Below are 26,545 nucleotides of genomic sequence, written 5' to 3' on the forward strand. Positions count from 1 at the left end.
ATGGTGAAGGGGGTTCAGGCGGTGAGGATCTCGCCACCGTCGATGCCGATGACGTTGCCGGTGAGCCACGAGGAGTCGGACATCGACAGCAGGACGATCGCCTCGGCGACGTCCTCGGGCTCGGTGAGCCGCTTGTGCGGGTTGCGGGCCCGGCACACCTCGGCGTACGCGGCGCTGTGCGGGATCTTCTCCAGGGCGGGCGTGATCGTGGTGCCCGCACGCAGGGCGTTGGCCGCGATGCCACGTGGCGCCAGTTCGGCCGCCAGCTGGCGCAGATGGGCCTCCAGGGCCGCCTTGGCGGCGGAGACGGGACCGTAGCTGTCCAGGACCTGGGTGCTGCCCGCGCTGGTCATTCCGTAGATCTTCGCGCCGCGTCGCAGCAGGCCGGCGGCGAGCAGGTCCTGGGTCCAGTAGACGAGGCTGTTGGCCATGACGTCGAGGGTCATCGCCAACTGCCGGGAGTTGACCGTCTCCTGGTCGTGCGGCCCGTCCTGCGAGGGCACGAACGGCAGCAGCGAGCCGAACGCCAGCGAGTGGAGCAGGATGCGGACGCCCTTGTCGCCGGCGAGTTCGACGGCCTGGCCGACCACCTCCCTGCGGGTGCTCGCGCTGGCCGCGTTGAGGTTGAAGAAGTGCGCGAACACTCCGCTGTCCCGGAGTTCGTCGGCGAACTTGGCGGCGGCCTCCGCACCGTCGGCGGTGTCGAAGTGCACTCCGATGACGTTGCCGCCGCGTTCCGCGAGCGCCCTGGCGACGGCCCGGCCGAAGCCGCTGGAGACGCCCAGGACGAGGGACCAGGACCCCTGGATTTCCGTGATCATTATCGGCTCCTGTTCTGCTGGGGGTGGATGAGGGGGACGTGTGCGCAGGCGTCCAGCCGGGCGAACGCCACGTGGCCCTCCGCCGCGGCCGTCACGACGATCCGGCCGTGGCCGTCCCGGGCGGCGAGCGCGGCGGCGAGGTGGCGCAGCGGGGTGAGCGCTCCGGCGCCGGCCGGGGAGACCGTGAGGTCGGCACACCGGTTGCCGAGCCAGGCAGTGACGGCCTCACCGACGGGCGAGTCGTCGACGATCGCGTCGACCTGCGAGGGCCGGTCCCCGTCATCGGTCAGGGCGCGCCAGGCGTACTCCAGCGCGCGGCCAAAGCGGCTGCCCGGCGCGAGGAAGGCGTCGCGCACCCGCACGGTGCCGTACGAGGACGCCGGGGGCGGACCGCCCGCGCGGGCGCAGACCAGCGCGACGGCTCCGGTGTCACTGCCGTCGGCGCCCGGTTCGCCGGCGGGCAGCGATTCCTCGGTCGCGCCGACGACGAGCACGTCGGCCCGGTCGGCGGCCAGTGCCCTGGCACCGGCGCCGAGCGCGTCCAGGGCGGCGGTGCGCGGCGAGTTGACGGTGAGAGTGAAGCCGTTGACCTGGTGCTCCGTGGCCAGCCGGGACGCGAACAGGCTCATCGCGAAGTACGGCGCGGTCAGCGGGGCGATGGCGTCCGCGCCCTGAGCGATGATCGTGCGGTCCTGCTCGTCCAGCAGGGCCATGCCCGCGTTGTCCGTGCCCACGACGACGCCTCGGCGTTCGGCGGGGACGGCGGACAGTGCTCCGTCCGCGTCCGCCAGGGCGTTCCCGGTGGCGGCAAGCAGGTACTGGCAGGCCGAGGGCAGCCGCTTGTAGCCGCGGCCCGGCAGTGCGGCGGCCACGTCGAGCCAGCCGGGGCCGGGGGTGCCGGTGACGGCCGGGGACAGGGCCTCGGTGGGCTTGTCGGTGCCGGGCAGGCAGACGCCCACCCCGAGGACGGCGAGAGCGCTCATGCGGCGGCTCCCCGCGTGCCCGGGTCCTGGTGGACGGGATCGTGACGCGCGGTGCCCGCCTGCCCCGCCGTGCCCTGGCGTTCGCGTGCGGATCCGGCCCCCGGCACGCCCGACAGGACGAGCGAGACGTTGTTGCCGCCGAAAGCGTAGGCGTTGACCAGGACGGCGGACGCGCTCAGCGGCACCGGCCGGTCCTGCGGCAACCAGACCGCGCAGCGCGGGTCCTGCGCGGTGACGGGCGCGTTGGCCGGGACGTGTCCGTGGTGCAGCATCAGCGCCGCCGTGAGCACGCCGAACGCGCCGGCGACTCCCGCCGTGTGCCCGATCATGGCTTTGAGGCTGAACAGGGGTAGCTCGTCGCAGAGTTCGCCGAACACCTCGCGCAGTGCCTCGCTCTCCACGATGTCGTTGAGCGGGGTGCCCGTGCCGTGCGGCACCACGCCCCCGACGTCCTCGGGCCGCAGACCCGCGTCGGCCAGGGCCCGGCGCATGCCGCGCACGGCCTGGGTGCCGCCGGGGTCGGGGGCGGTGGGGTGGTGGGCGTCGCAGCTGAACGCGGCGGCGGACAGTTCCGCGTACGGCGTCGCCCCACGGGCCTCGGCGTGCTCGGCCGACTCCAGCACCAGCATCGCCGCGCCGTCGCCGAAGAGGGTGCCCCGGCGGTCGGTGTCGAAGGGCCGGCAGGCGACCGGGTCGGCCGCGCCGATGCGGTTGAAGACGCCCATGCCCACGCGGGTCGGGCCCTCGGCGCCGCCGGTGAGGACCACGTCCGCCTCCCCCGCCCGGATCATGTCCGCCGCGATCGCCGCCGCGTAGCCGCTGGCGGCACAGGCGTTGCCGACGCTGGTGCTGCCGCCGGTGGCGCCGATCGCGGCCGAGACCGCGGCGGAGGTCACCGTCATCGGGGACCACCTGCCGGCGCCCGGACGGATCGGTGCGCCGTGCTCGGCGGCCCGCCGGGCCTCGTGCCGGCCGGCGTTGCCCATCTCCACGCCCAGGACGACGGAGAGCCGTTCGCGGCGTGCCTCGTCCAGCCCGGCGTCCGCCACCGCTTCGTGGGCGGCCGCGATCGCCATGCGGGGTCCCGCGGCGAGCTCCACGTGGGCGTGCCGCTCGGGCCCGTCGGGAACGTCGGCCGCGGGCACCAGGTACATCAGCCGGTTGTCCATGCGGGCATCCGGGTCGGTCACGGGCCGGGGTGCGCCGCCTCCTGAGGCCAGGCCCTGCCAGAAGGCGGGCACGCCCGAGCCCAGAGCGGAGATCGCCCCGAGACCGGTGACGACCACCCGGCGGCCGCTCGCTCCTCCAGCGCTCATGTCGCCTCACCGGCTCCGGTCAGCACCAGTGCTGCGGCCGCGTCGTCCGTCGCTCCCCCGCCGCTGGTGGCCAGTACGGGGCCGGGGCCGCCCGCGGCGAGGTGGGCGGCGCCCGCCGCCGCCTGGACGACGCCGAGCGCTCCCGAGCAGTGGCCGAGCCGCGTGGTGAGGTCCACCGCACGGGCCGCTCCGGTGTCCTCGGCCGAGCCGAGCCACAGTCCCGGGGCGGGCGCGCCCTCGTGCAGCGCCTGGGCGAGGGCCGTCGCGGAGTCGGCTGCCCGCACGCTGCGGGACAGCGTGGCCAGGGCGCGGGTGCCGCGTTCGGCGGCCCGCTCGGCGGACTCCAGGACCAGCGCCGCCGCCCCGTCGAGCACGCCGCGGCCCGAACCGTCCTCCATCAGCCTGGCGGCGGGCCCGGTGTGCGGCTCGACCCCGATGACGACGACCGTCTCGGCCCTGCGCGCGGCGAGCAGGTTGTGCGCCCAGTACAGCGCGTCGGCGCCGCTCGTCGCCCCGTTGCACACGGTGAGGTTGGGTCCGCGCATCCCGTACCGGATGGCGATCCAGCCCGCGATCACATTGGACGAGGTGTGCGGCAGGCCGAGCGGGCTCAGTCCGGTGACCGTGTGTTCGGTGATGGTGTCGACGAAGTCGCAGACGCTGTCGAGGTTGCCCAGGTTGGAGGAGATCACCACGGCCGTGGTGTCGCCCGGTCCTGTGTACGTCTCACCGTCGTCGGACAGCAGTCCGGCCTGGCGCAGTGCCGGGCCGACGGCGCGCAGAGCGAGCCGCGAGGCACGGTCCTTGTGCCGCATCGCCCTGCCCTTGAGGCCGGTGGCCGGGTCGAATCCCCCGGCGGGGGCGTCCGGGCCGAGCAGGTCGGCGGCTTCCGTCAGGCCCGGGATGGCGGTGCCCACGCCGGTGATCACGACGGCTTTCGCCGAACCGGCTTCGTGGCGCGCGGTCACGGGCGGTCCCCCTTCTCCAGGACGGCCACGGCGTTGATGCCGCCGAAGCCGAACGCGTTGACCTGTGCGGTGGACAGCCGGGCGGTGGCGGCCCTGTCGCGGACCAGACGCAGTCCGGCCGCCTCGTCGATCGGGTCGGTCAGGCCCCGTACGGGCGGGACGACGCCGTGCCGCAGGGCGAACGCCGCGGTGACCAGGCTGAGCAGTCCGGAGCCGCCCAGGGTGTGTCCGGTCATGGACTTGATCGCGGTGAGCAGGGGGCCGGCGCCGGCGCCGTCGAAGACTCCGGACACCGCGGTCGCCTCGGCCGAGTCGTTGAGCTGGGTACCGCTGCCGTGCAGCATCACCAGGTCGATCTCGTCGGCCTTGAGCCCGGCCCTGCGGTGCGCGTCCCTGATGGCCCAGGAGATGGTCGCCGGGTCGGGCGCGGTGGGGTGGACGGCGTCGCAGTTCATGCTGACGCCGCGGACGACGGCGTGAACTCCCCTGCGGCCGGCACCTTTTCGCTGGACGACGACGGCGACCGAGCCCTCGCCCATCAGCATGCCCGCGCGGGCCCGGTCGAACGGCCGCAGTGCGCGCGGCGTCTCGTTCTGTACGCGGTCGAGCGTCCCGAAGGCGCTCTCCGTGATCGAGTCGGTGCCCGCCACCACCACGGTGTCGGCCAGTCCCAGCTCGATCATGTCGGTGGCCATGCCCAGCGTGTACAGCGTGGCGGCGCAGGCGTTGGCGAACGTGTAGCTCCGCGCCGTGCCGAACCGGTCCCGCAGCGCGCTGCCGAAGTGCAGGTCCCGCACGGTCAGCGGTGCGCCGTCGCGCCACCACAGCTCGGCCGAGCGCTGTTCGCGCAGCGTGGTCCCGACGAGGACCGGGATGTCGTCGGCGGCGGTGTCCAGACCCGCGTCGGTGAGGGCCTGTTCGACCGCGGTCTCCAGCCATCGGGTGGCGCGCAGTGGGCGGTCGGCGCCGTCCGGGCCACGGTCGTCGATCTCGTACGCCTGCTTCGCGCGGTACTTGTCCCCGTCGAAGGCGTGCAGGTCGGTGAGGCCGCTGCGGCCCGCGCACAGCGCGTCGTAGACGGCGCGCGGGTCGGCGCCGATGCTCGCCACGGCCCCGAGGCCCGTGATGTCCCAGCTCATCGGTCGACCACTGCTTCCCGGCCCGCCGACTCCCGCAACCGGTTGCGGGCGAGCTTTCCCGTGGACGTGGTGGGCAGTACGTCGATCACCTCGACCCTGGCCGGGCGCTTGAAGGCCGCCAGGCGGGTGCGCAGAAGGGCGAGGATCGCCTTGCGGACGACGCTGGGGTCGGCGCCCGGCACGGGGACGGCGTAGGCCACCGCCTGGTCGAGCCCGTTCTCGTCGCTCACGGCCACGACCGCGCACTCCGCCACCTCTTCGGCCTCGCGCACGACCGCCTCGATCTCGCCGGGGGCCACCTTGTAGCCCCCCATGTTCAGCAGGTCGTCGGCGCGGCACAGGTACCAGAGCTCGCCCGCCTCGTCGCGGCGGACGATGTCGCCGGTGTACACGCCCCTGTCGGCGAAGGTGCGGCGGGTGGCCTCGGTCCGGTTGAGGTAGCCGAGCGCCACGGAGGGCCCGGCCACGTGCAGCCTGCCCTCGGTTCCTTCGGGGACCGGTTCGCCGTCCTCACCCCTGACGGTCGCGGTGGCGCCCGGGACGGGGAGGCCCGTGGCCCCGGCGGTGATGGCCGCGGGCGGGGTGGCGACGACGAAGTGCAGGGCCTCGGTGGCGCCCAGGCCGTTGACGAGCGGCACGCCGAACGTCTCGCGCACCCGTTCCGCGAGCGCTGCCGGGCAGTGTTCACCCGCGGTGGCGGCAAGCCGCAGCGAGGCGGTCGCCTCGGTGCCGTGGCCGGCGGCCAGGGCGAGCAGGGCGACGTACATCCTGGGCACGGAGAACAGCACCGTCGGCCGGTGGCGGTGCAGCGCGCTGTGGACCGCGTGCGCGTCGACGCCGCCGCGCAGCACCACGGTGCGGGCGCCCGCGGCGAGCGGCAGGATGACGGAGTTTCCGAAGCCGTACCCGAAGGACACCTTGGCGGTGGAGAGCACCACGTCGTCGGGGCCGAGCCCGAGCAGTGAGCCGACCGAGGCGGCGACGGCCTCGATGCCGGTGGCGGCGTGCAGCACGCCCTTGGGCGAGCCGGTGCTGCCCGAGGTGTACTGGATCAGAGCGGGCTGCCCGGCGGCCCAGTCGGCCTCCTCGGCCGCTGCTTCGGGGGCGTACGCCTGGGACTCGGTGTCGCTCATGAAGATCGTGCGGACCTCGTCGCCCGTGGTGTGCGGCAACTGGTCGATGTCCGTGCCCAGTTCCCGCCGGGCGGCGTTCGGCATGTCGAAGTGTGCGAAGGCGGCCTCGCAGTCGGCGGCCATGAAGCGCAGTTCGGGGTCGGACAGCGCGGGGCTGACCGGCACGGGTACACAGCCGTGCCACCACAGGCCGAGGATCGCGGCGGTGGTCGCCACCGAGTCGTCGGCCACCACCAGCGCCCGGGCGCCCGCGGGAATCCCGCGCTCGCGCAGGGCCCCGGCGTAGCCGGCCACGGCGTCGTGGAGCTGCGCGTAGGTCACCTCACCGACATCGGGGTCCACATGGCTGACGCGGTCCCCCACGCCTGCCGACACGTGCTTGCCCACCAGTAGTTCCACCAGTTTCATCGCGGACCTTTCCTTCGGGACGTCACTTCCACGGCGACGGCGTTGCCGCTGCCGAGGGCCAGCGCGAGGACGCGCGGGCCCGGTCGTTCCACAGGGCTGCCGGGGGCTGCCGTCAGGGCGACCGCGGTGACCAGCGCGGCGACGCCACCGGCGGCCCCCAGGTCGCCGAACCGCTCCTCGACCTGCAGCGGCGGCGCGGCACACAGCAGGGCCAGGGCGCCCGCGGCGCGGGTGTCCGTCGCGGGCGCGGACAGGACCAGGTGGTCCGGCGGCCCGTCAAGTCGTTCCAGGCAGGAGCGGACGAAGGCGTCGATGCCGTTCCGGGCCGTACGGGTCCTCAGGAGCGGCCGGACGGCCGCTCCCCCGCCGTCCGGGGAGTGCCGCTGGAGCACCGCGCACAGCGCGCCCTCCGCCGGGTCGCCGCCGGGGCAGGACCGCCACGCGGACGTGTCCGCCGAGCCTCCGACCACGACGCGCTCGCACCTGCTCCGTGTCAGCATCCTTACGGCTTCGGTGACGGCGTGGGCACCCGCGTCCTGCTCCCCGGTCACGTTCAGGTACGGCCCGTCGAGGCCGAGGCGCACGGACACCGCCGTGACGGGCGCGGTGAACGCGGAGTGCGCGGTGCGCCGTGGGGAGACGCGTCCCGGCCCGAACTCCGGTATGTCGGCGCAGGTCTGCGCGTAGGCGGCCAGGCCCGCGGTGGACGAGGCCCACACCGTGGCGGTGGTGCCGCCTGCGCCGGGCGCCCCGGGTGTGCCGGGTGCGCCAGGCGCCCCGGGTTCGCCGGGTGCGCCGGGTTCGCCGGCTGCGCGGGCGGTCGCGTCCGCCAGCGCGTCGGTGGCGGCGGCGAGCGCGTGCACGTGCTCCGGTGCCTCGTGCGCGAAGCGGCGGAGGCCGGACGGGGCGAGCAGAGCGGACGGTCCTGCCGCACCCGGAAGCCGGACGCCCATCCCGGCCACGGCCACCGCGGTCTGCCGCGCGGGGGCGCGCGGCACGGTGCGTACGGTCTCAGTCCTCATCGTCGCCCCCGGCCGCGCCGAGCAGGAGCGCGGACACCCCGCCGCCCAGACCGAAGGCGAGGCTGAGCACGGTGGCGACCGGGGCTTCGCGGCCCCGCGGCGGCACCAGGTCCAGGCCGGCGCAGGCCGGGTCGGACCGCCGGAGGGTGGCGTTGCCCGGGAGGTGTCCCGCGGCCAGCGCGAGCACCGCCACCACCGCTTCGAGTACTCCTGCCGCGCCCTGGGTGTGGCCGAGCATGCCCTTGAGCGAGGACACGGCGGGCCTGCGCCGCCCGGGTCCGCCGAGGGCGGAGACGATCGCCCGCGCCTCGACGCCGTCGCTCGCGGGGGTGCCGGTGCCGTGCGCGCACACCCAGTCGATGTCCTCGGGTGCACGGCCCGCGTCGCGCAGACAGGTGCCGATCGCCTCGACGAGGGCGTCACCGGTCGGCCGCGGCCGGGTGAGGTGGTACGCGTCGGCCGCGGCACCGTGCGCCAGGAGGACGGCGAGCGGCAGGCCGCCGCGTGCGGCGCAGTGCTCGGCGCTCTCCAGGATCACGACGGCGGCGCCCTCGGCGGGCTGCATGCCGAGCCGGTCGTCGTCGAAGGGGCGGGCGACGTCGGGGGCGAGCGCCCGCAGCGTGGTGAACATGGCGAACACCTCCTGGGAGAGCTCCTCGGCCCCGCCGCAGATCGCGACGTCCACCTCTCCCTCGGAGATCGCGTCGGCTCCGCAGGCCACGGCGTCGCCGCCGACGGAACAGCCGGAGGCCAGCAGCACCACGGGACCGTCGACGGGCACGACCTCGGGCACCAGGTCGAGCAGCCGTGCCGGCTCGGCCCATTCGGTGCCCTCGGCCGTCAGTCCGGCGGAGGTGATGCCGTGGTCCAGGACCGGCCTGGTGCCCATGACCGTCCCGGCGAAGACGCCGGTACGGGCGCCGGCCCCGGTGCGTGCGCCACCCTCGGTACGGATGAGCCCACCGGTGCGGGTGAGCCCCGCGCCGTGTGCCGCTTCCGCCGCGGCGGCGGCCAGGCAGCGTGCGGCGAGCGAGCGGTGCGGCGGCACGAGGGAGTCGAGCCGGGACAGCGCGGACCGGGGGATCTCCCCGGCACGGTGCGAGGGATGGCAGGAGGTGTCGAAGCGGGTGACGGCTCCCGTGGTCACCCTGCCGCCGCGCACGGCGTCCCACAGCGCCCGGTGACCGAGTCCGGCCGGCGACACGGCGCCGACCCCCGTCACCACGATGCCGGCGCGCCCGGGGGTGCGCTCGACGGCTGTCGCCATCAGACCACCTTTCCCTTGTCGCGCAGCAGCGCCAGCACGGCCGACGCCGATGTCATTTCGGCCGCCTCTTGGGGGCTGACCGGGATTCCGAATTCCCGCTCCACCCGCACGGCGATCTCGACCTTCTCCAGGGAGTCCGCCGCCAGGTCGTCGTAGAAACTCGCGTCCGGTTCCACGCTGTCGATGTCGATCTCCAGGACTTCCGCGACGATGCCGCGCACACGGTCGAGAGCGGCGACGCTCCGCACATCGGACATGGACAGACCTCAATTCCAGTTCGCAGCGGCGGCAATTGCTTGTTCCGCGTTCAGCCGGGGATCGCACAGCGTGGTGGAGCGGCCGTCGCAGCTGCTGAGTTCCGACGCGTCGGCGACGCATTCGGCAACCTTGTCGGGGGTGGTCTCCAGATGAAGTCCGCCCGGAATCGCGCCGATTTCACGCAGGGCCGCCTGGAACTCGCCGATCTCCTGGGTGACGGAGCTCAGCAGCCGCGTCTTACGGCCGTTGGTGGCCCGTACGGTGTTGCCGTGCATCGGGTCGCACAGCCAGACCACCGGGTGCCCCGCCTCTCGCACCCGGGCAGCCAGTGCGGGCAGAAGGCGGGCCGCCTCCCCGGCTCCCATCCGCGAGATGAGCGTCAGCCGCCCCGGCCTGCGCGCCGGGTCCAGGAGCGCGCACAGCCGCAGGAGTTCCTCCTCCGTCATGCTGGGACCGACCTTGCAGGCCACCGGATTGGAGACCGCGGCCAGCATGCGGACGTGCGAGCCGTCGAGCTGGCGGGTGCGGTCGCCGATCCACGGCCAGTGCGTGGACGTCAGCAGCATGTCGCCCTCGCAGTCGCGGCGCAGCTGCGGCAGCTCGTAGTCCATGACCAGTGCCTCGTGGCTGGTCCACACCGGCACCCTGGTGATCTCCTGCTGCTTGCGCAGGTAGGTCATGGCGAGGGTCGCGGCCTCGTGACAGGCGAGCATGCGCAGCGGATCAGGCCTGCGGTCCTCCTCGGTCTCCTTCGGGCCGTTGACCAGATGCCCGCGGAAGACCGGCAGTTCCACGCCGTCGACGACCTCGGTCGGGGCGGACCGTGGCTTGGCGAACTGGCCGGCGAAGCGGCCCACCCGCAGCACGGGCAGTCCGGAACCGATCTGCATCACGCCGGCAAGAGCGTCCAGCAGTCCGGCCTTCCTGCCCAGGTGGGCGGGCGTGCACTCGGCCGGGTCCTCGGCGCAGTCGCCCGCCTGGACGACCTGCCGGCGGCCGGCCGCGACATCGGCCAGGGCCGAGCGCAGCGCGTGGATCTCGTCGGCGTCCACGAGTTCCGGCAGACAGGCGAGGTCCCTCCTGATGCCGGTGACGAGCCAGTCGTCGTTCCAGGCGGGCTGCTGACGGGACGGCAGCAGCCGCCAGGACCGCATCTCGTCCTCGGTGAGTGCGGAATGGGATTCGGTGAGTCCGGCCCAGTTGATGGCGACGTTCATAAAGGTTCGATCCCCGTATCCCCTGTCGGCTGCCTTGGAATAGGCGCAAGTGAATGAGGCGCAAGCGTGAATCGCGAATGTCGGGCCGGTCACAGCCGAATGACGGCGCAACCGGCCGGGTGCCACGGCTGAATGTCCGGCGCGAACGGCCGAGTTCGGCGCAGCCAGCCGATTTCGACTGTAGTCGCGCGGAAGCCCCCGAGGACTACCCATGCGAGTAGCCGGAAGCGGTTGACAACCTACTCGTTGCCCGCGGATCGCGGCGCATGTGAGTAGTGGCCCGCACAGCCGCCCGGCTGCGAGGCTGATCGAGGCGCAGGAGAAGCCGGCGAATGAAGAGCAGGACCAGAAGTGGCAGTCATGACCTGTACCGTGCGAGTTTCCGGGGAGTTCTCGTGAGTGAGATGAATACGGCACGTCTGCACGCCCTGTTGAGTCCCGACGCACCGTCGTTCGCCCTGCTCCACCGACCGCATTCCGCGGGCCACGACGACGTCGAGCTCCTGCTCGGGAACGTCACGGAGGTTCCGGGTCTGGGCGATCTGCCACTGCCCTCGGGCCCGCCGTCGCACAGCGCCGACGGCCGGCACGATCTGGTGGTGCTGGTTCCGTACCGTCAGATAGCGGAGCGCGGTTACGCGCACCAGGACGACGGCACTCCGCTGCTCGCGATGACGGTGGACGAGCAGATCAGGCTCAGCGTCGAGGAGACGCTGGCCATCGTTCCCGACCGGCCCTTCGAGCTGGCCGACGCCGGCTTCGACACCGACGACGCCGAGTACGAGACCATCGTCCGCAAGATCATGAGCGAGGAGATCGGGCGCGGCGAGGGCGCGAACTTCGTGATCAAGCGCTCGTTCGTCGCCACGGTCCAGGGGCCGCCCACCGAGGCCGCGTTGACGGTGTTCCGTCGACTGCTGGCCGGTGAGGCCGGTGCGTACTGGACCTTCCTCGTCCACACGGGGACGCGCACCCTGGTGGGCGCCACCCCCGAGCGGCACGTCGCACTGAACGACGGCACCGTCACCATGACCCCGATCAGCGGCACCTACCGCTACCCCGCTGCCGGCCCCACCGTCCCCGGGACACTCCGCTTCCTCGCGGACCCCAAGGAGACCGACGAGCTGTACATGGTCGTCGACGAAGAGCTGAAGATGATGGCGCGCATCTGCGAACCCGGGGTCCGCACGGAGGGACCGTACCTGCGGCAGATGACGCAGCTGGCCCACACCGAGTACCACCTCAGCGGGCGCACCACGCTGGAGGTGGGCGAGATCCTGCGCGAGACGATGTTCGTGCCCACCGTCACCGGCAGCCCGCTGGAGAACGCCTGCCGGGTCATCAACCGGTACGAGACCGAGGGCCGCGCCTACTACAGCGGGGTGCTCGCCGTGATCGGCCGGGACGAAGCCGGCACCAGGCGGATGGACTCCGCGGTGCTCATCCGCTGCGCCGACATCGACGCGAGCTCCCGGCTTCGGATCGGAGTGGGCGCGACACTCGTGCGTCACTCCGACCCCGGCTCCGAGGTCGCCGAGACCCGCGCCAAGGCGGCGGCGGTCGTCCAGGCCCTGCACGGCGGCGGCCGGCAGGGAGCGGCCCAGGGCCCCGCGCTCGCCGAGGAGCCCGCGGTCCTCAGCGCCCTGACGGACCGGAACCGGACCCTCGCCCGGTTCTGGCTGGACCCGTTCGACGAGGAGGCGCACCGCGGCCACCGGGAGGTGTTGGCCGGCCGGCGGGTCCTGCTGATCGACGGCGAGGACACCTTCACCGCGATGCTCGCCCACCAACTCCTCGCCCTGGGCCTGCGCGTCACCGTCCGGCGCTTCGACGACTCCTACGAACCGGCCGATCACGACCTCGTGATCGTGGGCCCCGGCCCCGGCGACCCGCGCGAGCGGAACCACCCGAAGATCGCCGCCCTGCGCCGCACCGTTCGCGAACTCCTGGCCGGGCGGCGGCCGTTGCTGGCGGTATGCCTCGGACACCAGGTGCTCTGCGCGGAACTCGGGCTCGACCTGATCCGCAAGAACCCGCCCAACCAGGGGGTCCGGCGGCGGATCGACCTGTTCGGCCGCCCGGCCGGGCTCGGCTTCTACAACACCTACGCGGCTCTCTCTCCCGCCGATCGCCTGAGCGCCCCCCAGGTCCCCGAGGGCATCGATGTCAGCCGGGACCCGGAAAGCGGCGAGGTCCACGCGCTGCGCGGCGAGCGGCTGCGTTCGACACAGTTCCACCCGGAGTCGCTCCTGTCCGAGGACGGACTGCGCGTCCTCGCCGACGACCTCTCGGCGCTGCTGTCCGCACCCGTCCGCGCGACGGGCTGAGCGGAGAACGGGTCGGTGCCCGGCACGACTCCCTTCCCTCGCCGCGATCCCGGCGCGCGGGCGGACGCGGGCCGCGGCCTCCGTCTCCGCCACGGATCCACCGCGCGGGCGGACGCGCTTCCCGCCGCAGGCGCGCACGGCGCCCGGTCCCGGCCCGCCGCGATACCACTGGGCGCCGCCGCTCCGGCGCGTTCCGCGAAGGGATCCCGCCCTGCGGCTCCCGTCGCCGACCTCACACGAAAGCGCACGTGATGCCACACACCCACAGGCGCCCGGCCACGGCGGAGTTCCGCGGACGCGGCCTCGTCCTCGCGCTGGGCCTCTCGGCCATGATCGTGTCGATGATGCAGACCCTGGTCGTCCCGATCCTGACCGTGGTCCAGAAGGACCTGTCGCTCTCCTCCTCGAGCACGAGCTGGCTGGCCACCTCGACGCTGCTGTCCGCCGCGGTGTTCACCCCGCTGCTCGGCCGCCTCGGCGACATGCGCGGGAAGCGGCCCGTACTCCTGTGCGTGCTGGGGGTGACCGTCGTCGGGTCCGCGCTGGCAGCCACCACCAGCTCGTTCCCGCTGCTGCTCGTCGCCCGCGCGATGCAGGGAGCGTCGACGGCCATCTTCCCGCTCGCGCTGTCGGTGCTGCGCGACGAACTGCCCGCGCGGCGGCTGCCGGGGGCGATGGGGCTGGTCAGCGGAACCCTGGCGTTCGGCAGCGGTCTCGCCCTGGTCGGCGCGGGGCTGCTCACCCAAGGCCCGCACCCGGACTACCACCGGGTGTTCTGGCTGGCGACCGTACTGTCCCTGGTCGCGCTGGCGACCGTGGCGATCGCCGTCCCGCCGTCTCCTTCCTCCACCGGCGGCCGTACGGACTGGCTGGGGGCGACGACACTCGCCGGCGCGCTGGTCCTGCTCCTGCTGCCAGTGTCTCAGGGCGGTACGTGGGGGTGGACCTCGGCGCGCTGCCTGGGGCTGCTGGGGGGCGCGGCGGTACTGACCGCCGTGTGGGTGCTCGTCGAGCGCCGGGTACGTCAACCTCTGGTGGACATGCGCATGTTCGCCCTACGGCCGGTGGTGTTCACCAACCTCGCCGGGGTGCTGCTGGGGTTCGGCATGTTCACCCAGTTCATCGGCATCTCGTACCTGGTGCAGACGCCGCATCGCATCGCGGGGTACGGCTTCTCGGCCTCGGTGCTGGATGCCGCTGTGGTCTATCTGCTGCCCGGCACCGTTGCTTCGCTGATCGCCGCGCAGTTCGGCGGTGTGCTGGTCCGGCGGATCGGCGCCCGCGTCACCCTCGCCGCCGGGGCCGGGTCCGGCGTCCTGGGCTTCGGCTGGCTGGCCGTCAGCCACGGCAGGCCCGGGGGCGTCGTGGCGGCGGGGCTGCTCACCGGCATCGCGATCAGCTTCGGCTTCGCGACCCTGCCCGCGTTCATCGTGGCGGGCGTTCCCGTCCATCAGAGCGGCATCGCGAACGGCATCAACTCGATCGCCCGGTCCCTGGGCAGTTCGCTGGGCAGCGCCGTGATCACCGCGCTGCTGAGTGCCCGCCTGCTGACGGGTCTTCCCCCCGGCACGCCCGCGGTGCCCGCCGAGGGCCAGTACACGCTCTCCTTCGCTCTGGGCGCCGCAGCCTTCGCCCTGGTCGCCCTCATCGCTCTCACCGGTCTGCGGACCGGAACCGTCCCGCACCACAAGGTCGTCGGGCCCGGGAGCCCGGGCGGCGAGACCCCCGAAGGCACCCGCCCTACTCCGGGACCACGCCACCGGGCCCCGCGCAGTTCGGGACGGCGATAGCCGTGACGCGGGCGTGGACGTGCACCGGGTGACGCACTCACCCACCGCCCGTTGCCCGCACATCTCCTGACGTCTCATCAGAGCGAGCGGTGGGTCACGGCTGCGCAGGTCCCGGATGCCCTCGACGGCCAGGCGCCGGTCGTCGTCTGCGGCGAACAGATCGTCGGCAACCGCTTCAACAGCTCGCCGAGGTCGTGGCCTTGCTTCTACTCTGGTCCAAGGAGAGCCTTCAACGACAGCTCGGCCACTTGGTAGCCGCCCCCGGGTACATCGGTCGAGAAACAGGGTCCCGTGACTCACCATCGGGTGAAACTCCCGCAGCCGTGGCTGCGCGTACGCGGCACGAGGCAGAGCGGGATCGACGACGCCATCGCCGTAGGCGAGGGCTCGCTGCCACTCGGCGGCCACGTTCTCCGCAGCCCACGTCGCAGTCCTCCTTCGTCTCGTCAGTGGCCTACTCGTCGCCCTCGGGAAGACTCGCCACGACCAGAGCGAAAGCCTCCTCTAGTGTGTCCACTTCGCCGAGTGAGCCCACACCGAGAGGCCCACGGACCCAGAAGCGCCCGTCTTCCTGGGGGTACACGTAGCCACCGACAGGGTCTCCCGAGAGCCCGTCGCCTTGTTTGAAGAACATGATGCCGTGACTCACACCGGGGTAAAGACTCCGCAGTCGAGGTTGTGCGTATGCCGCTCGGACCATCGCCGGATCGACTACCTCCTCCCCTCCTTCGATGAGTCGGCGCCATTGCGCGGTCACCGCATCTGCGGCGCTTTCAGAGCCTTGCGGAAACGTCATGATGCGATGCACCATTTCCTCTCACTACATTCACGGGTTGACGCGACGTGCCTGAATCTCGGGGATGTCCGGTTTAGGGACCTTGATTTCTTTGAACCCTCCATCTTCGTCTTGGGTGTACCAGTGGATCGACTCCCAAGGGCGTCCGCTGCGCATCTCCTCCGGCTCGTCCATCGCGACGTCGATCTCGTACTTGCGCACGTAGTAGGCGACTTGGCTCATCTCCCAGGCGGTCCCCCCCACGCCCGGCGGCGGGTAGTCCGCGCGGCGTTCCATGTTGAACTGCGATCCGAAATTCGCTGCTTTCTGGAAAGCCTCCACGATTGTTTCGGGTGAGTCCCAGTTGAGTTTCTCACCCTTCTCGTTCGGCATGCCATCGAGAGTGATCGACAACGTAGTCCCACGATCGCTCACCGCACTCACGACGTTCGTCATCCACTCAGGAGGCTCGCCATTAGCGTAATCCGAGCCGTTGTATGTGTGTGCACCTGGATCCTGCGGGCGATCCGGATCGTGGTTGGCGTCGTTGGGATCGTTGCGCAAGTACCTTGCCAGCCTGTTCGAAGGACCGTCGGGGGCCCCAGGGTTGTTCGGCCCCAGTACGACACTGTGCCTGGGCTTGTCCGCGCCCTTGTGCGGGCACCCTGCCAACCCCAGTGGGTCGATCCACCGCGTCGGATTGTCGACGTACGTGACCGCGTTCGGTGCCGGGACCAGGCCCAACGGGTCCGGGGAGACATATCGTCCCGACTCGGGATCGTAGTGGCGGTGGCGGTTGTAGTGGAGGCCCGACTCCGGGTCGAAGTACTGGCCTGGGAAACGCAGCGGCGTGTACGCCGCGGCGCTGCGGTTCCATGTCGTCGTGCCCCACAGCGTCGCGCGGGTGCGCCAGGCCACCTCGCCCTGTTCGTCCACGAGTTCGCGTGGTGTGCCGACCAGGTCCGTGATGATCGCGAAGAAGCGACGGTCGACCTCCGACTGGTCGAGCAGGCGGCGTTCCACCTGAGTGACCGGCTTCACGCCGTCGTGGTCCCAGGTCAGGGCGATGGCATCGGGTGCTTCGGCGAGCGTGGTCGTCTGTTCGCACAGAGTGTCGCCGTCCCAGGTGAAGGCCACCTCTTCGGCGACCGTCGTCCCATCTTCCGCCAGACGCTGTTTCGCGATCCGCCTGCCCAGCGCGTCGTACCGGTAGCGCCAGCGCGTGCCGTCGGGTGTGGTCACCGAGACCAGGCGGTCCTCGGCATCCCAGCCGTAGTGCCAGGTGTCCGGCTTCCGCGACAGGCGGGCCTTCTGCCGCAGGACGACCCGGCCCTGCGCGTCGTGCTCGTAGCGGACCCGGCCCGCGCGGGTGATCCTGGTACCGGTGTACTCGCGTGAGCCGTCGGCGTCGCCGTTGCCGGGCGAGGTCGCCGCTGTCTGGTTGCCGGCCTCGTCGTAGGCGTACCGCTCGCTCCAACTCTCGGCGGTGACGCCCGTGACACGACCCTCGCTCGTCAACTCCAACTGTTTCCAGCCGCCCAGTCGGTCGTCGACCTCGATCAGATGGCCGTCCGCGCGGTAGGTGTAGGAGCGGTGCTGGACAGTCCGGTCGTTGGCGCCACGGACCCGCTGCTCGCTCAGCCGGCCGACCGCGTCGTAGGCGTGCTCGATGGCGAGCGCATCGCCGATGCGGCGGGTGGCCTCCCTGCCCGTCTCGTCGAACTCGAAGACCACTTGGTGACCCGAGGAGTTCAGCTCGGCGTGGAGGTCCGCGGGGAAGGACCAGGTGCTGACCGCTCCGGATGGAGTGGTGCGGCGGATGCGGCGGCCGGTCTCGTCGTAGACGTTGGTGAGCTCCCGGCCGTTGCAGATCTCCCGGAGGACCCGGCCCGAGCTGTCGCGTATGCACGTCAGTTCCGCGTCGGGACCGACGGCGCCGGCGAGGTGACCGTGAATGTCGTAGGTAAAGCGGGTGACGACTCCCTCGGCGTCCTTGGTGATGACGCGGCCCGCCTGGTCGCGCTCGAAGCGGACGGTCTGGCCGAGGCCGTTGGTACGGGAGGAGAGGCGGCCCATCGCGTCGTGGGTGTAGCTGAGCGTGCGGCCGTCGAAGTCGGTCTCGGAGGTGAGACGTCCCGCCGTGTCGTACGCGTAGCGCCAGGTGAGGCCCTGCGGGTTCGTCACGGCGGCGAGGCGCAGCTCCGTGTCGTGAGTGAACTCGTGGCGCGCGCCGTCCGGTGTGGTGCGGGCGGCGACCATGTCGAAGTGGGTGTACTCGAAGCGGGTCTCTCCGCCCATCGCATCCGTCTGGACGAGACAGTTGGCCTCCCCGTCGTACGTCCAGGACTGCTGCGAACCGTCCGGGTCGGTCCGACGGGCGAGTCTGCCCTCGACCGTCCACTCCAGCTCGGTGGCGCGGCCCTGCGGATCGGTGATTCGGGTCGCCCGGCCGAAGGCGTCCCGCGTGTAGCGGGTGATCGCACCGAGCGGGCCGCGAATCGCGAGGGGTAGGCCGGCGGTGTTGCAGTGCAGCCGGTCCTGCGCGCCCAGCGAGTCGTCGACGCCGGTGAGCTGACCGCGCGTGCCGTGGGTGAGCCTGATCGTCGAGCCGTTCGGGCGGGTGAAGAGGGTGGGGTTGCCGCGCTCGTCGTACTTCTGCCGTGACGTTGCGCCGTCCGGGCCGGTGACCGAGGCGAGCTGGTTCAGTTCGTTGTACTCGATGGTGGCCGCGGTGCCGTCCGGGTGGTCGACGCGGGTCAGGTTGCCCCGGTCGTCGTAGATGTAGGTGGTGGTTCTGCCGAACGCGTCGGTGCGGGAGAGGAGGCGGTCGTAACGGTCGAAGAACTGGCGCGTCGTGATTCCCAGCGCGTCAGTCTCCGCGGTGACTTGAAGGCGATCGTTGAAGACATAGACCTTTGTGGCGCCGACCGAGTCCGTGTACCGGGTGGTGCGGTCGCCCGTCTTGGGGTGGACGTCATATGCGAACGTCGATGACAGGTAGCCGTCAGGGCCGATCGTGCGGACGACACGGCCGTCGCCGTCGTATACGTACTGGAACGTGGAGTCGTTGCGGTCGGTCCAGGATGTGATTCTTGCGTCCGGGTCGTACGTGAAACGGAGCGGGAGCCCGGAGGAGTTGGTGACGGCATCGAGGTTGCCCTGTGCGTCGTAGCCATAGCGCATGACGGTGACCGGACCGTCGGGCGTACGCAGGGCGAGTTCGCGTATTCGTGCATCCTCGACGGCCAGGAGGACCCGGTAGCCACCGTCGTGAGTGACGGCCGCGGGGCTGCCGTCGCCGCGGCGCGTGAACGTGATCCGGTTGTGGTTGCGGTCCTCGATCTCGGCGAGCCAGTACGCCGGGGACTCGTTGTACGGGCTGCCCGTGAAGGAGCGCGTCAGACCCGAGTGCGGGTCGGTGACCTGGTAAGTGGTTTCCGCGTCGTCCTGTCCGCCGTACAGGAGGGGCAGCCGTGCACCCTCCAGGGGCAGGACGCCGTCCGTGTCGTCCGGCAGCGGCAGCCGGGGGTAGACCAGGAGCGAGCCGTCCTCGCGTGACCAGACCGCACCGGCGCCGAGCGGGGCGAGTTCGATCCGCTCGTCCAGGGTGGAAGCCCAACTGCGGCCGAACCACTGGCCGTAACGGTATGAGGAGAGATGCGTGCGGCGGAGGACGAGGGGCAGCACACCGGGCAGGGACAGGTCGGTCTGGGGCAGTGCCATCTCGCCGGTGGCGACATCGACCGGGTCGTTCTCACAGGTCTTCTTGTCGAGCGAGATGCCGTTGCGGCGCGCGTCGTCCTTGGCGGTGTCCAGACGGTCCGGCTTCGTCCGCTTGTCGTCGGCTCCGCGCTGTCCTCGCCCGGGCTCAGAGCTGCCCTGCTTCCCGCCCAGGCCCCCGTCGTCCTTGCCGTCCTTGGTGAGGATGCTCTTGACGCGGTCGCGGACGTCGCCGTCGGTGTCCTTGTGGGTCTTGGAGCCTCCGGTGATGGCGTCGGGGACCTTCTTGCCGACGTGGTCGCCGAGGTCGTCCAGCGCCTTCCCGAGCTTCTCCGTGACGCCTTCGATGGTGGTGTCGAGGACGGCGGTCAGGGAGTCCTTGCCCTTGGCCCGGCCGTGGTGGCCCTTGGCCTTGCCAAGCTTGCTGCCCGCCCGGGTCTTCATGGAGATCTGAACATTGGCCAGGTGCATCCCGGCATTGCCGTGCGCGTCGTGGTCGATCTCCGGACCGCCGCCGGGGCCGGGGCCGGTCGGCCCGCCCGCTGAGTTGATCTGCAGCCCGTCCTTGCCGGCCTGCACCGTCTGGTCGGTGTTGTAGCCGTCCTGCATACCCGCCGCATTCAGCGCGGTCTGGATGGCGAGATCAGCGACAATGTTCTCGATCGCGGCGACCGCGGGCTCGGTGAGCGTCGCGACGATCTCCGCGACGGCCGCCTCCGCCATCTCCTTCAGGATCTTCTTGAACGCGATCCGGGTGGCCGCGATCTTGGCACCGGCGAGCAGCGTCGACAGACCGGCCGTCACCGGTGCGAACGCCAGCGTGATGCCCACCGTGGCGCACAGGTCCGCCAGTTCGCCCACTGCGGCGATCTTGCGGGCCACGACGATGTCCGCCACCCGGTCGAGGGCGCCCGCGACGATCCGGGCGGCCTTCGCCAGGTCCTTGTGCTTGCCCTGTACTTTCGACCAGTGCTTGTCCAGGGCGGTCAGCGACTCTCCCTGTCCGCTGGACAGCAACCTCTGGATATGACCGTAGGCCGCGCCCGCGTCGTCTTCCGCATCGTCGGCGAACTCTCTCAGCGAATCGGCCATGTCGCGGTAGGCGTCCTCGTCGACGTTCGGCCAACCCACACCCACGACATCGAGCATCGTGTCGACACCCTCAGGAATCGTGTAACCCACGATGCATCAGCCCCCGGTTCCTCATGGCAGGACAGTTCGACCAATCGAACAAGATCTCCCAGCATGCCATGAGTGAACTTCTGGGACTGACTCGGTTCCTGACCACTCCTCACCCCACGGTCACGCGTCGCCGCTGCGAGATCGGCCGGTACTTATCATGACGGCGCATCATCACCCCGAGACCTGGTGAGGGCACGGCCACCGACAGGCCGACACGAGAGCGAGTCGGCACTGCTGTTGTGCGTGGCCTCTGAGTGATCCGTCGCTCGCGACCAGGCCATAAAGGCAACAGGGGGAGCCTTCAAGCACATGGTCAGCACCCCCTTGCGGCCCTTTCCCATGGGACCCGCGAGCCCTCCTCCGTCAAGTCCTCTCAGTCCTGCAAGAAGTCCCAGGGCCTCCGAGCCCGGCGCGGCTGGCTCTCTGCCGAGGGTTGAGGGCATCGGGCTCGACGGCCACCGTTGGGAGCGCTGAACAAGAGGGTCCGAATACCGCCGTCTTTCGCTGGTTCTGACCTCGATGCCGGAGGGTCGCGGTCAGGACACCGCGGTCATCGCGCGGGTCACCGTGGACGACGGCACCAGCCGCATCGGTCCCTCGGCGTGAGACGGTGCACCACATCCTCAAGCGGGATGCGCTCGACCACACCACGCACGAGCTCCTGACATGACATCAGGGGTAGCATCGGATGAGTGTCGAGACTGCCGCGCGCTGCACCTGTAGAGGTCGTGGCGCGATGCCCGCCCCCGCACACCACTGGCTGAAATCGCGGGTCCGAGCCGCTCATCCGGCATTCGGCGCGCTCCACGTCGTGCGTTCCTGAGAAACAGGTCGGCCCTGTCGACCCGGACATGGGGAACCAAGAGAAACCGCAGTTCAGGCGCCCTTCCCCACCGGCTCAAGCACCGCCACGCACTCCACATGATGCGTCATCGGGAAGATGTCGGCCTGGGCGCGTCGCGGAAAGGCCAGGTCAAGGCCGGTTCCTTGGCCCACTGTCCCGCGTGCCGGCGCCCAGAGCGTCAAACGAGCGTCGTGACCAACAGTCCATCCCACCCCTTCAGGGCGGAACAGGCTGCCCCGACCAGCTCCTCGGGACGAGCCCGCCTACGCTCACTCAGGACACCGGCTCGAACTTCATGACCCGCACCACTTCTCCGGCCGCCATATTAGAGTCATGCCCTCCAGCCCGCAGCACCCCGCTCCGAGGGATCTCTCGGAGCGGACGCCGAGGACCTCGCGCTGTACCGGGAGAAGTTCCGGCGGCGCCTGCCGGCGTCACTGGACGAGTTGCAGGGCCCCGCTCAAGGGGTCGTGGAGCTCCCGCTGCACATGGCATGGTCCGGGATGACCTCGTACGACATGGCCAAGCCTCACCAGCGCATGGGCCTGTACCGCACCGTCCTGCACGAGGGCCTGCGCGACGACCTCCCCCGTTACCTCAACCAGAACCTGCTCCTCCAGATGTGGCCGGTGCTGCGCACCCTCGCCGGTCGCACCGTCCGCGGCGTGTGGGAAGACGCCTTCCCTCAGCTCGCCTCCCGCACCCGGGCAGCCGCGTGACGGACATGCCGGAGCTGCACACGCGGCTCCTGGCGGATGTGATCGCCCTCGGCTCCCCGTAACCACTGGTCCTCACCGGCGGATACGCCGTGCGGGCCCACCGCCTCGTGAACCGCCCCAGTCAGGACCTCGATGTCGCCACCGAGAACCCGGCACCGATGGCCGACATCGCAGCCGCGCTCCGTAGCGGCCTGGAAGCACGAGGCTGGCAGGTGCGCGCACTGGAGACCGCCCCGCTGTCCGCCCGCTTCACCGTGTCCGATCCGGCCACCGGGCAGGAATGCGAGGTCGACATCCTCAAGGAGATCTTCTGGCGACCTGTCGCCCAGAGCCCGTACGGGCCCGTCCTCGCGGAGGAGGACGTGATCGGGACCAAGGTCCGCGCCCTGGCCGACCGTGGAGCGCCACGTGATCTCATCGACGTGTTCGCAGCGTCCCGCCGCTGGACCAATGCCGAGCTTGAGGAGTTCGGCCGCCGTTACGCCCGTGGCCGCTTCGAGCGGGAGGACCTGCAGGCACTGTGGGACGGCTGAGGATGGCCCCCTGAGACAGAGCCACGGACCCATCGCGTTTCGGCCACCAGCCGCACACGCAACACGGCTCTCAGCCATTCCGCTTCACGGGAAGGGCACACGAGTGACTCACGTTCATGCAGTCCGTCGATGATTCCGCCGGGCTGAACTTACGGAGTCACGTTCACGCCAGCCCAACATCATTCTCTTGCCCCGCTGTTCACGGCGCGCCTACATTGACCGCTGCGACTAGCCAGCGGTTCTGACCAAACCGCCCGGGTCATGCGCAGTCGAACGAACGGGCGGCTGACCGTCGTCACGGGGGATCGGAATTGAGACTGTCATCGGGCAGCAGTAATGATCACGAAGAGACTCGCGCCTGCTGCAAAGAGTTCAGCATCCCGCCATGGGTGCGTGACGTAGACCTGTCGCTCTTGACGGAGCGAGAGCGCGAGGTGCTCACCGCGCTGGGTGACTGCCAGTCGAACATGGCGATAGCCGACCGTCTCTGCATCACGGAGCGGACCGTGAAGAAGCATGTCACCAGTGTCTTCATCAAGTTGGAGATCACGTCACGGACGGAAGCGGCCGTCATCGCGATACTCGCGAAATGACCCGCTCGGTACCCTTTAGGACACTAGCGCCACTTGCCGGGAACATGACACCTTTGCCGAGTCAACATCAACCACAGGGGAGAACAACTGTGTCTGCGTCAACTCTGGTACGGGAACCGATAGCCGCCGACGAGTCGGTACAGGCGAAGGCCGTCACCGCCTACACAAACACGTCGATCGGCGCGTACGTGGCTGCGACCACGGCGCCCGCGCGTGCCATCGCGTCGATCAGGACGAAGGTCGACAAGGGGCTCGTCCGCTATGACGCCTGGTTCCTGATTTTCACCGCCGTCGTCCTCGGCCTGGGCGCCACCATCTTCGCCGGACTGGTCGTCTGGTGTGTGGTCAAGCAGAACAAGTCGTTCTCCGGCTCATGGTCCTTCAAGGACTTCGGCCTGAAGGTCCGCGCCGAATGCGTGTAGTTGCCTGACGGCTTTGTTTGCCAGGTGCCCAGGAAGCTCCCTCGGTAGTACCCGGGCTTCCTGGGCACCGCCCTGGTTTTGACGGATTCGGCAAAGGATCAACGCGATAGTGTCTCTCCTGAATGTCAACGAGGTCAGCTACTCCTACGACGGCATTGTCAACGTTCTCCTGGACGTGTCCTTCACGGTTGAGGAAGGCACGATCGTCGGTCTCGTCGGCCCCAACGGTTCCGGCAAGTCAACACTGATCAGGAACATCTTCGACCTCGTACGCCTTCAGTCCGGGTCCGTCCGGATCGGCGGACATGAGCACGCCCGGCCCGAGGCGAAGCAGCGGGGCATGTATCTGTCCAGCAACGACTACCTGCCCGAATTCCTCACCGCCCGCGAGTACATCTCCATGATGGGCAAGATGTTCGACCTCGACGTCGACCACGATGAGGCCATCGGCCTGTTTCGCAAGTTCTCCATGGAGGGCCGCTACGACCATCTCATCGAGGACTACTCACACGGCATGCGCAAGAAGACGCAGCTGGTCTCCGCGCTCGTCATGCGCCGGCCGCTGACCGTCATCGACGAGACCCTCAACGGCATCGATCTCGAAGCGCTGCACCTCGCCGAGAAAGAGTTCCGGCGGGTCCGCGACGCGGGCCGCTCGATCCTGCTGTGCACGCACGACTTCGCCGTACTGGAACGCCTGGCCGACAGGACCCTCTTCCTCGACCTGGGCCACGTGGTGTACGACGAGCCGACAAAGGATCTGGTCGAACAACACGGATCGCTGTCCGCCATGGTTTTCGACTACCTCGAAACGTCCCAGCGATGAGGGCTGTACGGCTGAAGCAGTCCGCCGTCCTGGCCCGGATGCTCCTCGTCTTCTTCCGCCGCCGGGTACTGCGGGCCGGGGTCCTGAAGTCTCCCCCGGTCAGGGTGTTCGTCATGGTGGCGGCCGTGCTGCTCCTGGCTGTCATGTGCACCGCCGCCTACTTCTTCCTGCGTCCCCTGGCCGACGAAACGGCTGTGTGGCGGCTGCTGTTCGACACCTCGACGGTGTCCCTCCTGCTGTGGGTGCAGATCGCGTTCCTACTGGTGAAGGTGCTGTTCATCAACGCCGAAGGGATGCTCCGGCTCAGCTACCAGCTACCGGTCACCAACCGGGAACGCTCGACGGCGTTCCTCATGTACGAAGCGGCGATGACCGCCATCGTGACCGCGGCCGGCCTGATCTCCCTCTCCGTCAGCGCGCTGATCCTCCTCGGCCCGTCCGCGACCGGATACATCACCGCATCCGTCGTCCTGCCGGTCGCCCTCACCTACCTGACGCTGTCTGTTCTGTACCAGCTGCTGACCCGGATGTGGATGCTGGTGGGGCTCAGCCGGATGGCCGGCATCCTCAACGTGCTCGTCCTGTTCGCGGTGTTGGCCTACTACTCCGCGCAGATGACACGGCTGATCCAGGACATCTCCGGCGCGTATCTGGCCGAACGGACGGAGTACACGTGGGTCACGTCGGTGTCCTGGGCGTGGAACGAGCACGGGCCCTGGCTGACCCTGGCCGCCGCGGTGGCGTTGTCGGCCGTGCTCATGGCCCTCGCCTTCACGCTCGCCCCGAACCAGCACGTACGCCAGTCCCGCTACCTGAAACTCCCCGGAAGCCTGCGGCTGCGAGGCATTCTCGGACCGTACGACTGGTGTCTGCTGCGCAGCGCGCAGACCGTTGCCGCCGCCGCGATGGCCCTCGCCGTGTTCGTCTACCTGCTGCTGGCCAAACCCGCGATGAACCCCATGTGGGGCCTTGCCGCGCTCTCCTTCGGTGGCCTGTATCAATTCACCGCCACCCAGCCGTTGCGGATGCTGCCCGGCGTTCGGGCATCAGCCTGGCAGGTCTACACACGGCTCATCCGGGCCCAGTTGGCCCTGCTCACGGTGTTCGCCGTGCCCGCTCTGGCAATCACCACGGCGATCTACCCCGACCGACTGCTCTCCAGCGGAGCGGCGCTGGCATCCTGCCTGGGCGGGGCGGTCATGACCACATGCATCAGCATCGTGTTCCCGGCAGAGAAGGACAATCCGTTCTCCGTGTTCCTGGGGCTGTCCGTGGTCGTCATCGTTCTGGGCCTGTCAGTGATCGGGCTGGGCATGCTCAATCTCCCGCCCTGGGCCGTGATTGCCTGCCTCGCCGGGGCAGCCGTCGCGTTCATCTGGTACGCGGTACAAGGAATCCACACAAGCGAGTCGAGGAGAAGGAATGCTCAAGGCACGGTCGGTCATGAAGGCCGCCACAGGGGCCGCACTGCTCACCCTGGTCATGGTAGTGGCGACCCTGCTCGCCCTCATGTTCTCAACGGGCAGTGACGAGTTCGGCGAACGGAAAGCGTTCTTCGGATCGATGGTCTTCGAGACGGTGAAGATGGACAACGGGAATACGGGCATCACCACCGGCATCGACAATCCGGTCCCGATCATCGTCCTGTTCCTCGTACTCACCGTCATCATGGTGATGATTCAGATCGTCTACCGGGGGTTGAAGGAGCGTCGTGACCAGCTCCTCAACGAGATGCCCGGCAACTGAACTGAAGATCCGCGCCGTTGGCTGGACAGTGGCCGCCCAGGTGTGGCCACTGCTGGCGTTCGCCGGCGTTCTCCTGGCCGCTGCTCTGGTCTGGATGGCGCGCTCCGGTGACCCGGTGCCGGCCGAGATGGCGTGGGTGCTGCTGGTCAAGCCGGCCACCCTGGGCCTCGTGGCCCCGTTCGCCCTGCACGAGTCGGTACACGCCCTCGTCCTCAAGCGGATCCGCACGGTCACTCACATCTCGATCGAGCGGACAGCGTGGCGTACGTCGGTGATCCCGGAAGGGACCATGAGCGCATGGCAGACAGCTATGGTTGCCGTGGCCGGGCCGTCTGCTTGCATCGCGGTGGGCGTCCTTCTGTGGCTCCCCGGCCTCGACCGGTCCTTGGCCTGGTGGTACCTCGCGCACATCGTGTTCCTGCTGCCTTTCTTCGGCGACGGTCAGGCCCTCTGGCGCAGCTTCCGCGCGACATGGCGACAGCCAGAAGACAGGAGTTGACATCCTCCGCCCCGTGACGGTCAGCGGGTATCCCGGA

General features: G+C 70.3%; 20 protein-coding genes and 3 pseudogenes. 10 read left to right on the forward strand and 13 right to left on the reverse strand.

The window, feature by feature from the left end:
- Nucleotides 1-14: 14 nt before the first annotated feature.
- Genes ACIQMR_RS27980 through ACIQMR_RS28025 form a run of 10 tightly spaced genes read right to left on the reverse strand, consistent with a single transcriptional unit; the run spans nt 15 to nt 10,532 of the window.
- A complete protein-coding gene (locus ACIQMR_RS27980; protein WP_401392862.1) occupies nt 15-821 on the reverse strand; it encodes an SDR family oxidoreductase in 807 nt (268 codons plus the stop codon).
- Nucleotides 821-1,804: a beta-ketoacyl synthase N-terminal-like domain-containing protein gene (locus ACIQMR_RS27985; RefSeq protein ID WP_401392865.1), complete on the reverse strand. Its 984-nt coding sequence runs from the start codon at nt 1,802-1,804 to the stop codon at nt 821-823. Before ACIQMR_RS27985 ends, ACIQMR_RS27980 begins: the two co-directional genes overlap by 1 nt.
- A complete protein-coding gene (locus ACIQMR_RS27990) occupies nt 1,801-3,120 on the reverse strand; it encodes a beta-ketoacyl-[acyl-carrier-protein] synthase family protein (RefSeq protein ID WP_401392868.1) in 1,320 nt (439 codons plus the stop codon). Before ACIQMR_RS27990 ends, ACIQMR_RS27985 begins: the two co-directional genes overlap by 4 nt.
- The gene (locus ACIQMR_RS27995; protein WP_401392870.1) at nt 3,117-4,088 is read right to left on the reverse strand and encodes a beta-ketoacyl synthase N-terminal-like domain-containing protein; all 972 of its coding nucleotides are present in this window, start codon (nt 4,086-4,088) and stop codon (nt 3,117-3,119) included. The genes ACIQMR_RS27990 and ACIQMR_RS27995 overlap by 4 nt, the downstream gene beginning before the upstream one ends.
- Nucleotides 4,085-5,227: a beta-ketoacyl-[acyl-carrier-protein] synthase family protein gene (locus ACIQMR_RS28000; RefSeq protein ID WP_401392873.1), complete on the reverse strand. Its 1,143-nt coding sequence runs from the start codon at nt 5,225-5,227 to the stop codon at nt 4,085-4,087. Before ACIQMR_RS28000 ends, ACIQMR_RS27995 begins: the two co-directional genes overlap by 4 nt.
- On the reverse strand, nt 5,224-6,768 hold the full coding sequence (locus tag ACIQMR_RS28005; RefSeq protein WP_401392876.1) for a class I adenylate-forming enzyme family protein: 1,545 nt from the start codon (nt 6,766-6,768) through the stop codon (nt 5,224-5,226). The genes ACIQMR_RS28000 and ACIQMR_RS28005 overlap by 4 nt, the downstream gene beginning before the upstream one ends.
- Nucleotides 6,765-7,790: a beta-ketoacyl synthase N-terminal-like domain-containing protein gene (locus ACIQMR_RS28010; protein WP_401392879.1), complete on the reverse strand. Its 1,026-nt coding sequence runs from the start codon at nt 7,788-7,790 to the stop codon at nt 6,765-6,767. The genes ACIQMR_RS28005 and ACIQMR_RS28010 overlap by 4 nt, the downstream gene beginning before the upstream one ends.
- The gene (locus ACIQMR_RS28015) at nt 7,780-9,057 is read right to left on the reverse strand and encodes a beta-ketoacyl-[acyl-carrier-protein] synthase family protein (RefSeq protein ID WP_401392882.1); all 1,278 of its coding nucleotides are present in this window, start codon (nt 9,055-9,057) and stop codon (nt 7,780-7,782) included. The genes ACIQMR_RS28010 and ACIQMR_RS28015 overlap by 11 nt, the downstream gene beginning before the upstream one ends.
- Nucleotides 9,057-9,314: an acyl carrier protein gene (locus ACIQMR_RS28020; protein WP_401392884.1), complete on the reverse strand. Its 258-nt coding sequence runs from the start codon at nt 9,312-9,314 to the stop codon at nt 9,057-9,059. The genes ACIQMR_RS28015 and ACIQMR_RS28020 overlap by 1 nt, the downstream gene beginning before the upstream one ends.
- A gap of 9 nt (nt 9,315-9,323) precedes the next feature.
- Nucleotides 9,324-10,532: a 3-deoxy-7-phosphoheptulonate synthase gene (locus ACIQMR_RS28025; RefSeq protein WP_401392887.1), complete on the reverse strand. Its 1,209-nt coding sequence runs from the start codon at nt 10,530-10,532 to the stop codon at nt 9,324-9,326.
- 404 nt (nt 10,533-10,936) lie between these two features.
- Between ACIQMR_RS28025 and ACIQMR_RS28030 the strand changes: the two genes are divergently transcribed.
- Both ACIQMR_RS28030 and ACIQMR_RS28035 read left to right on the forward strand, forming a co-directional pair.
- Complete coding sequence (locus ACIQMR_RS28030; protein WP_401393222.1) at nt 10,937-12,859, forward strand: anthranilate synthase family protein; 1,923 nt, start codon at nt 10,937-10,939, stop codon at nt 12,857-12,859.
- A gap of 251 nt (nt 12,860-13,110) precedes the next feature.
- Complete coding sequence (locus tag ACIQMR_RS28035) at nt 13,111-14,649, forward strand: MFS transporter (protein WP_401392890.1); 1,539 nt, start codon at nt 13,111-13,113, stop codon at nt 14,647-14,649.
- Nucleotides 14,650-14,901: 252 nt separating this feature from the next.
- Here the strand turns inward: ACIQMR_RS28035 and ACIQMR_RS28040 are convergent.
- The 3 genes and pseudogenes from ACIQMR_RS28040 to ACIQMR_RS28050 form a co-directional block, all read right to left on the reverse strand.
- Nucleotides 14,902-15,057, reverse strand: a pseudogene (locus tag ACIQMR_RS28040) (DUF6193 family natural product biosynthesis protein); the annotation flags it as partial.
- 46 nt (nt 15,058-15,103) lie between these two features.
- Entirely contained in the window at nt 15,104-15,460 is a 357-nt protein-coding gene (locus ACIQMR_RS28045; protein WP_401392893.1) for a DUF6193 family natural product biosynthesis protein, read from the reverse strand.
- 15 nt (nt 15,461-15,475) lie between these two features.
- Nucleotides 15,476-20,326 (reverse strand): DUF6531 domain-containing protein, encoded by a 4,851-nt coding sequence (locus ACIQMR_RS28050; RefSeq protein ID WP_401392896.1) that lies wholly within the window; start codon nt 20,324-20,326, stop codon nt 15,476-15,478.
- Nucleotides 20,327-21,503: 1,177 nt separating this feature from the next.
- Here ACIQMR_RS28050 and ACIQMR_RS28055 point away from each other — a divergent pair.
- The 8 genes and pseudogenes from ACIQMR_RS28055 (at nt 21,504) to ACIQMR_RS28090 (ending at nt 26,508) form a co-directional block, all read left to right on the forward strand.
- Nucleotides 21,504-21,889, forward strand: a pseudogene (locus ACIQMR_RS28055) (hypothetical protein).
- A 65-nt stretch (nt 21,890-21,954) separates the two neighbouring features.
- A pseudogene (locus tag ACIQMR_RS28060) lies at nt 21,955-22,407 on the forward strand (nucleotidyl transferase AbiEii/AbiGii toxin family protein); the annotation flags it as partial.
- A gap of 404 nt (nt 22,408-22,811) precedes the next feature.
- Nucleotides 22,812-23,015 carry a response regulator transcription factor gene (locus tag ACIQMR_RS28065; RefSeq protein WP_401392899.1) on the forward strand — a complete coding sequence of 68 codons (204 nt, stop codon included), beginning with the start codon at nt 22,812-22,814 and terminating at the stop codon, nt 23,013-23,015.
- Nucleotides 23,016-23,104: 89 nt separating this feature from the next.
- Nucleotides 23,105-23,437 (forward strand): hypothetical protein, encoded by a 333-nt coding sequence (locus ACIQMR_RS28070; protein WP_385480636.1) that lies wholly within the window; start codon nt 23,105-23,107, stop codon nt 23,435-23,437.
- A gap of 109 nt (nt 23,438-23,546) precedes the next feature.
- On the forward strand, nt 23,547-24,263 hold the full coding sequence (locus tag ACIQMR_RS28075; RefSeq protein ID WP_401392902.1) for an ATP-binding cassette domain-containing protein: 717 nt from the start codon (nt 23,547-23,549) through the stop codon (nt 24,261-24,263).
- A complete protein-coding gene (locus ACIQMR_RS28080; protein ID WP_401392905.1) occupies nt 24,260-25,792 on the forward strand; it encodes a hypothetical protein in 1,533 nt (510 codons plus the stop codon). The genes ACIQMR_RS28075 and ACIQMR_RS28080 overlap by 4 nt, the downstream gene beginning before the upstream one ends.
- Nucleotides 25,752-26,009, forward strand: a complete 258-nt coding sequence (locus ACIQMR_RS28085; protein WP_401392908.1) for a hypothetical protein — start codon at nt 25,752-25,754, stop codon at nt 26,007-26,009. The genes ACIQMR_RS28080 and ACIQMR_RS28085 overlap by 41 nt, the downstream gene beginning before the upstream one ends.
- The gene (locus ACIQMR_RS28090) at nt 25,975-26,508 is read left to right on the forward strand and encodes a hypothetical protein (protein ID WP_401392911.1); all 534 of its coding nucleotides are present in this window, start codon (nt 25,975-25,977) and stop codon (nt 26,506-26,508) included. Before ACIQMR_RS28085 ends, ACIQMR_RS28090 begins: the two co-directional genes overlap by 35 nt.
- The last annotated feature ends 37 nt before the right edge of the window (nt 26,509-26,545 follow it).

This window comes from Streptomyces sp. NPDC091376 (genome assembly GCF_044757085.1).
GTDB lineage: Bacteria > Actinomycetota > Actinomycetes > Streptomycetales > Streptomycetaceae > Streptomyces > Streptomyces pratisoli.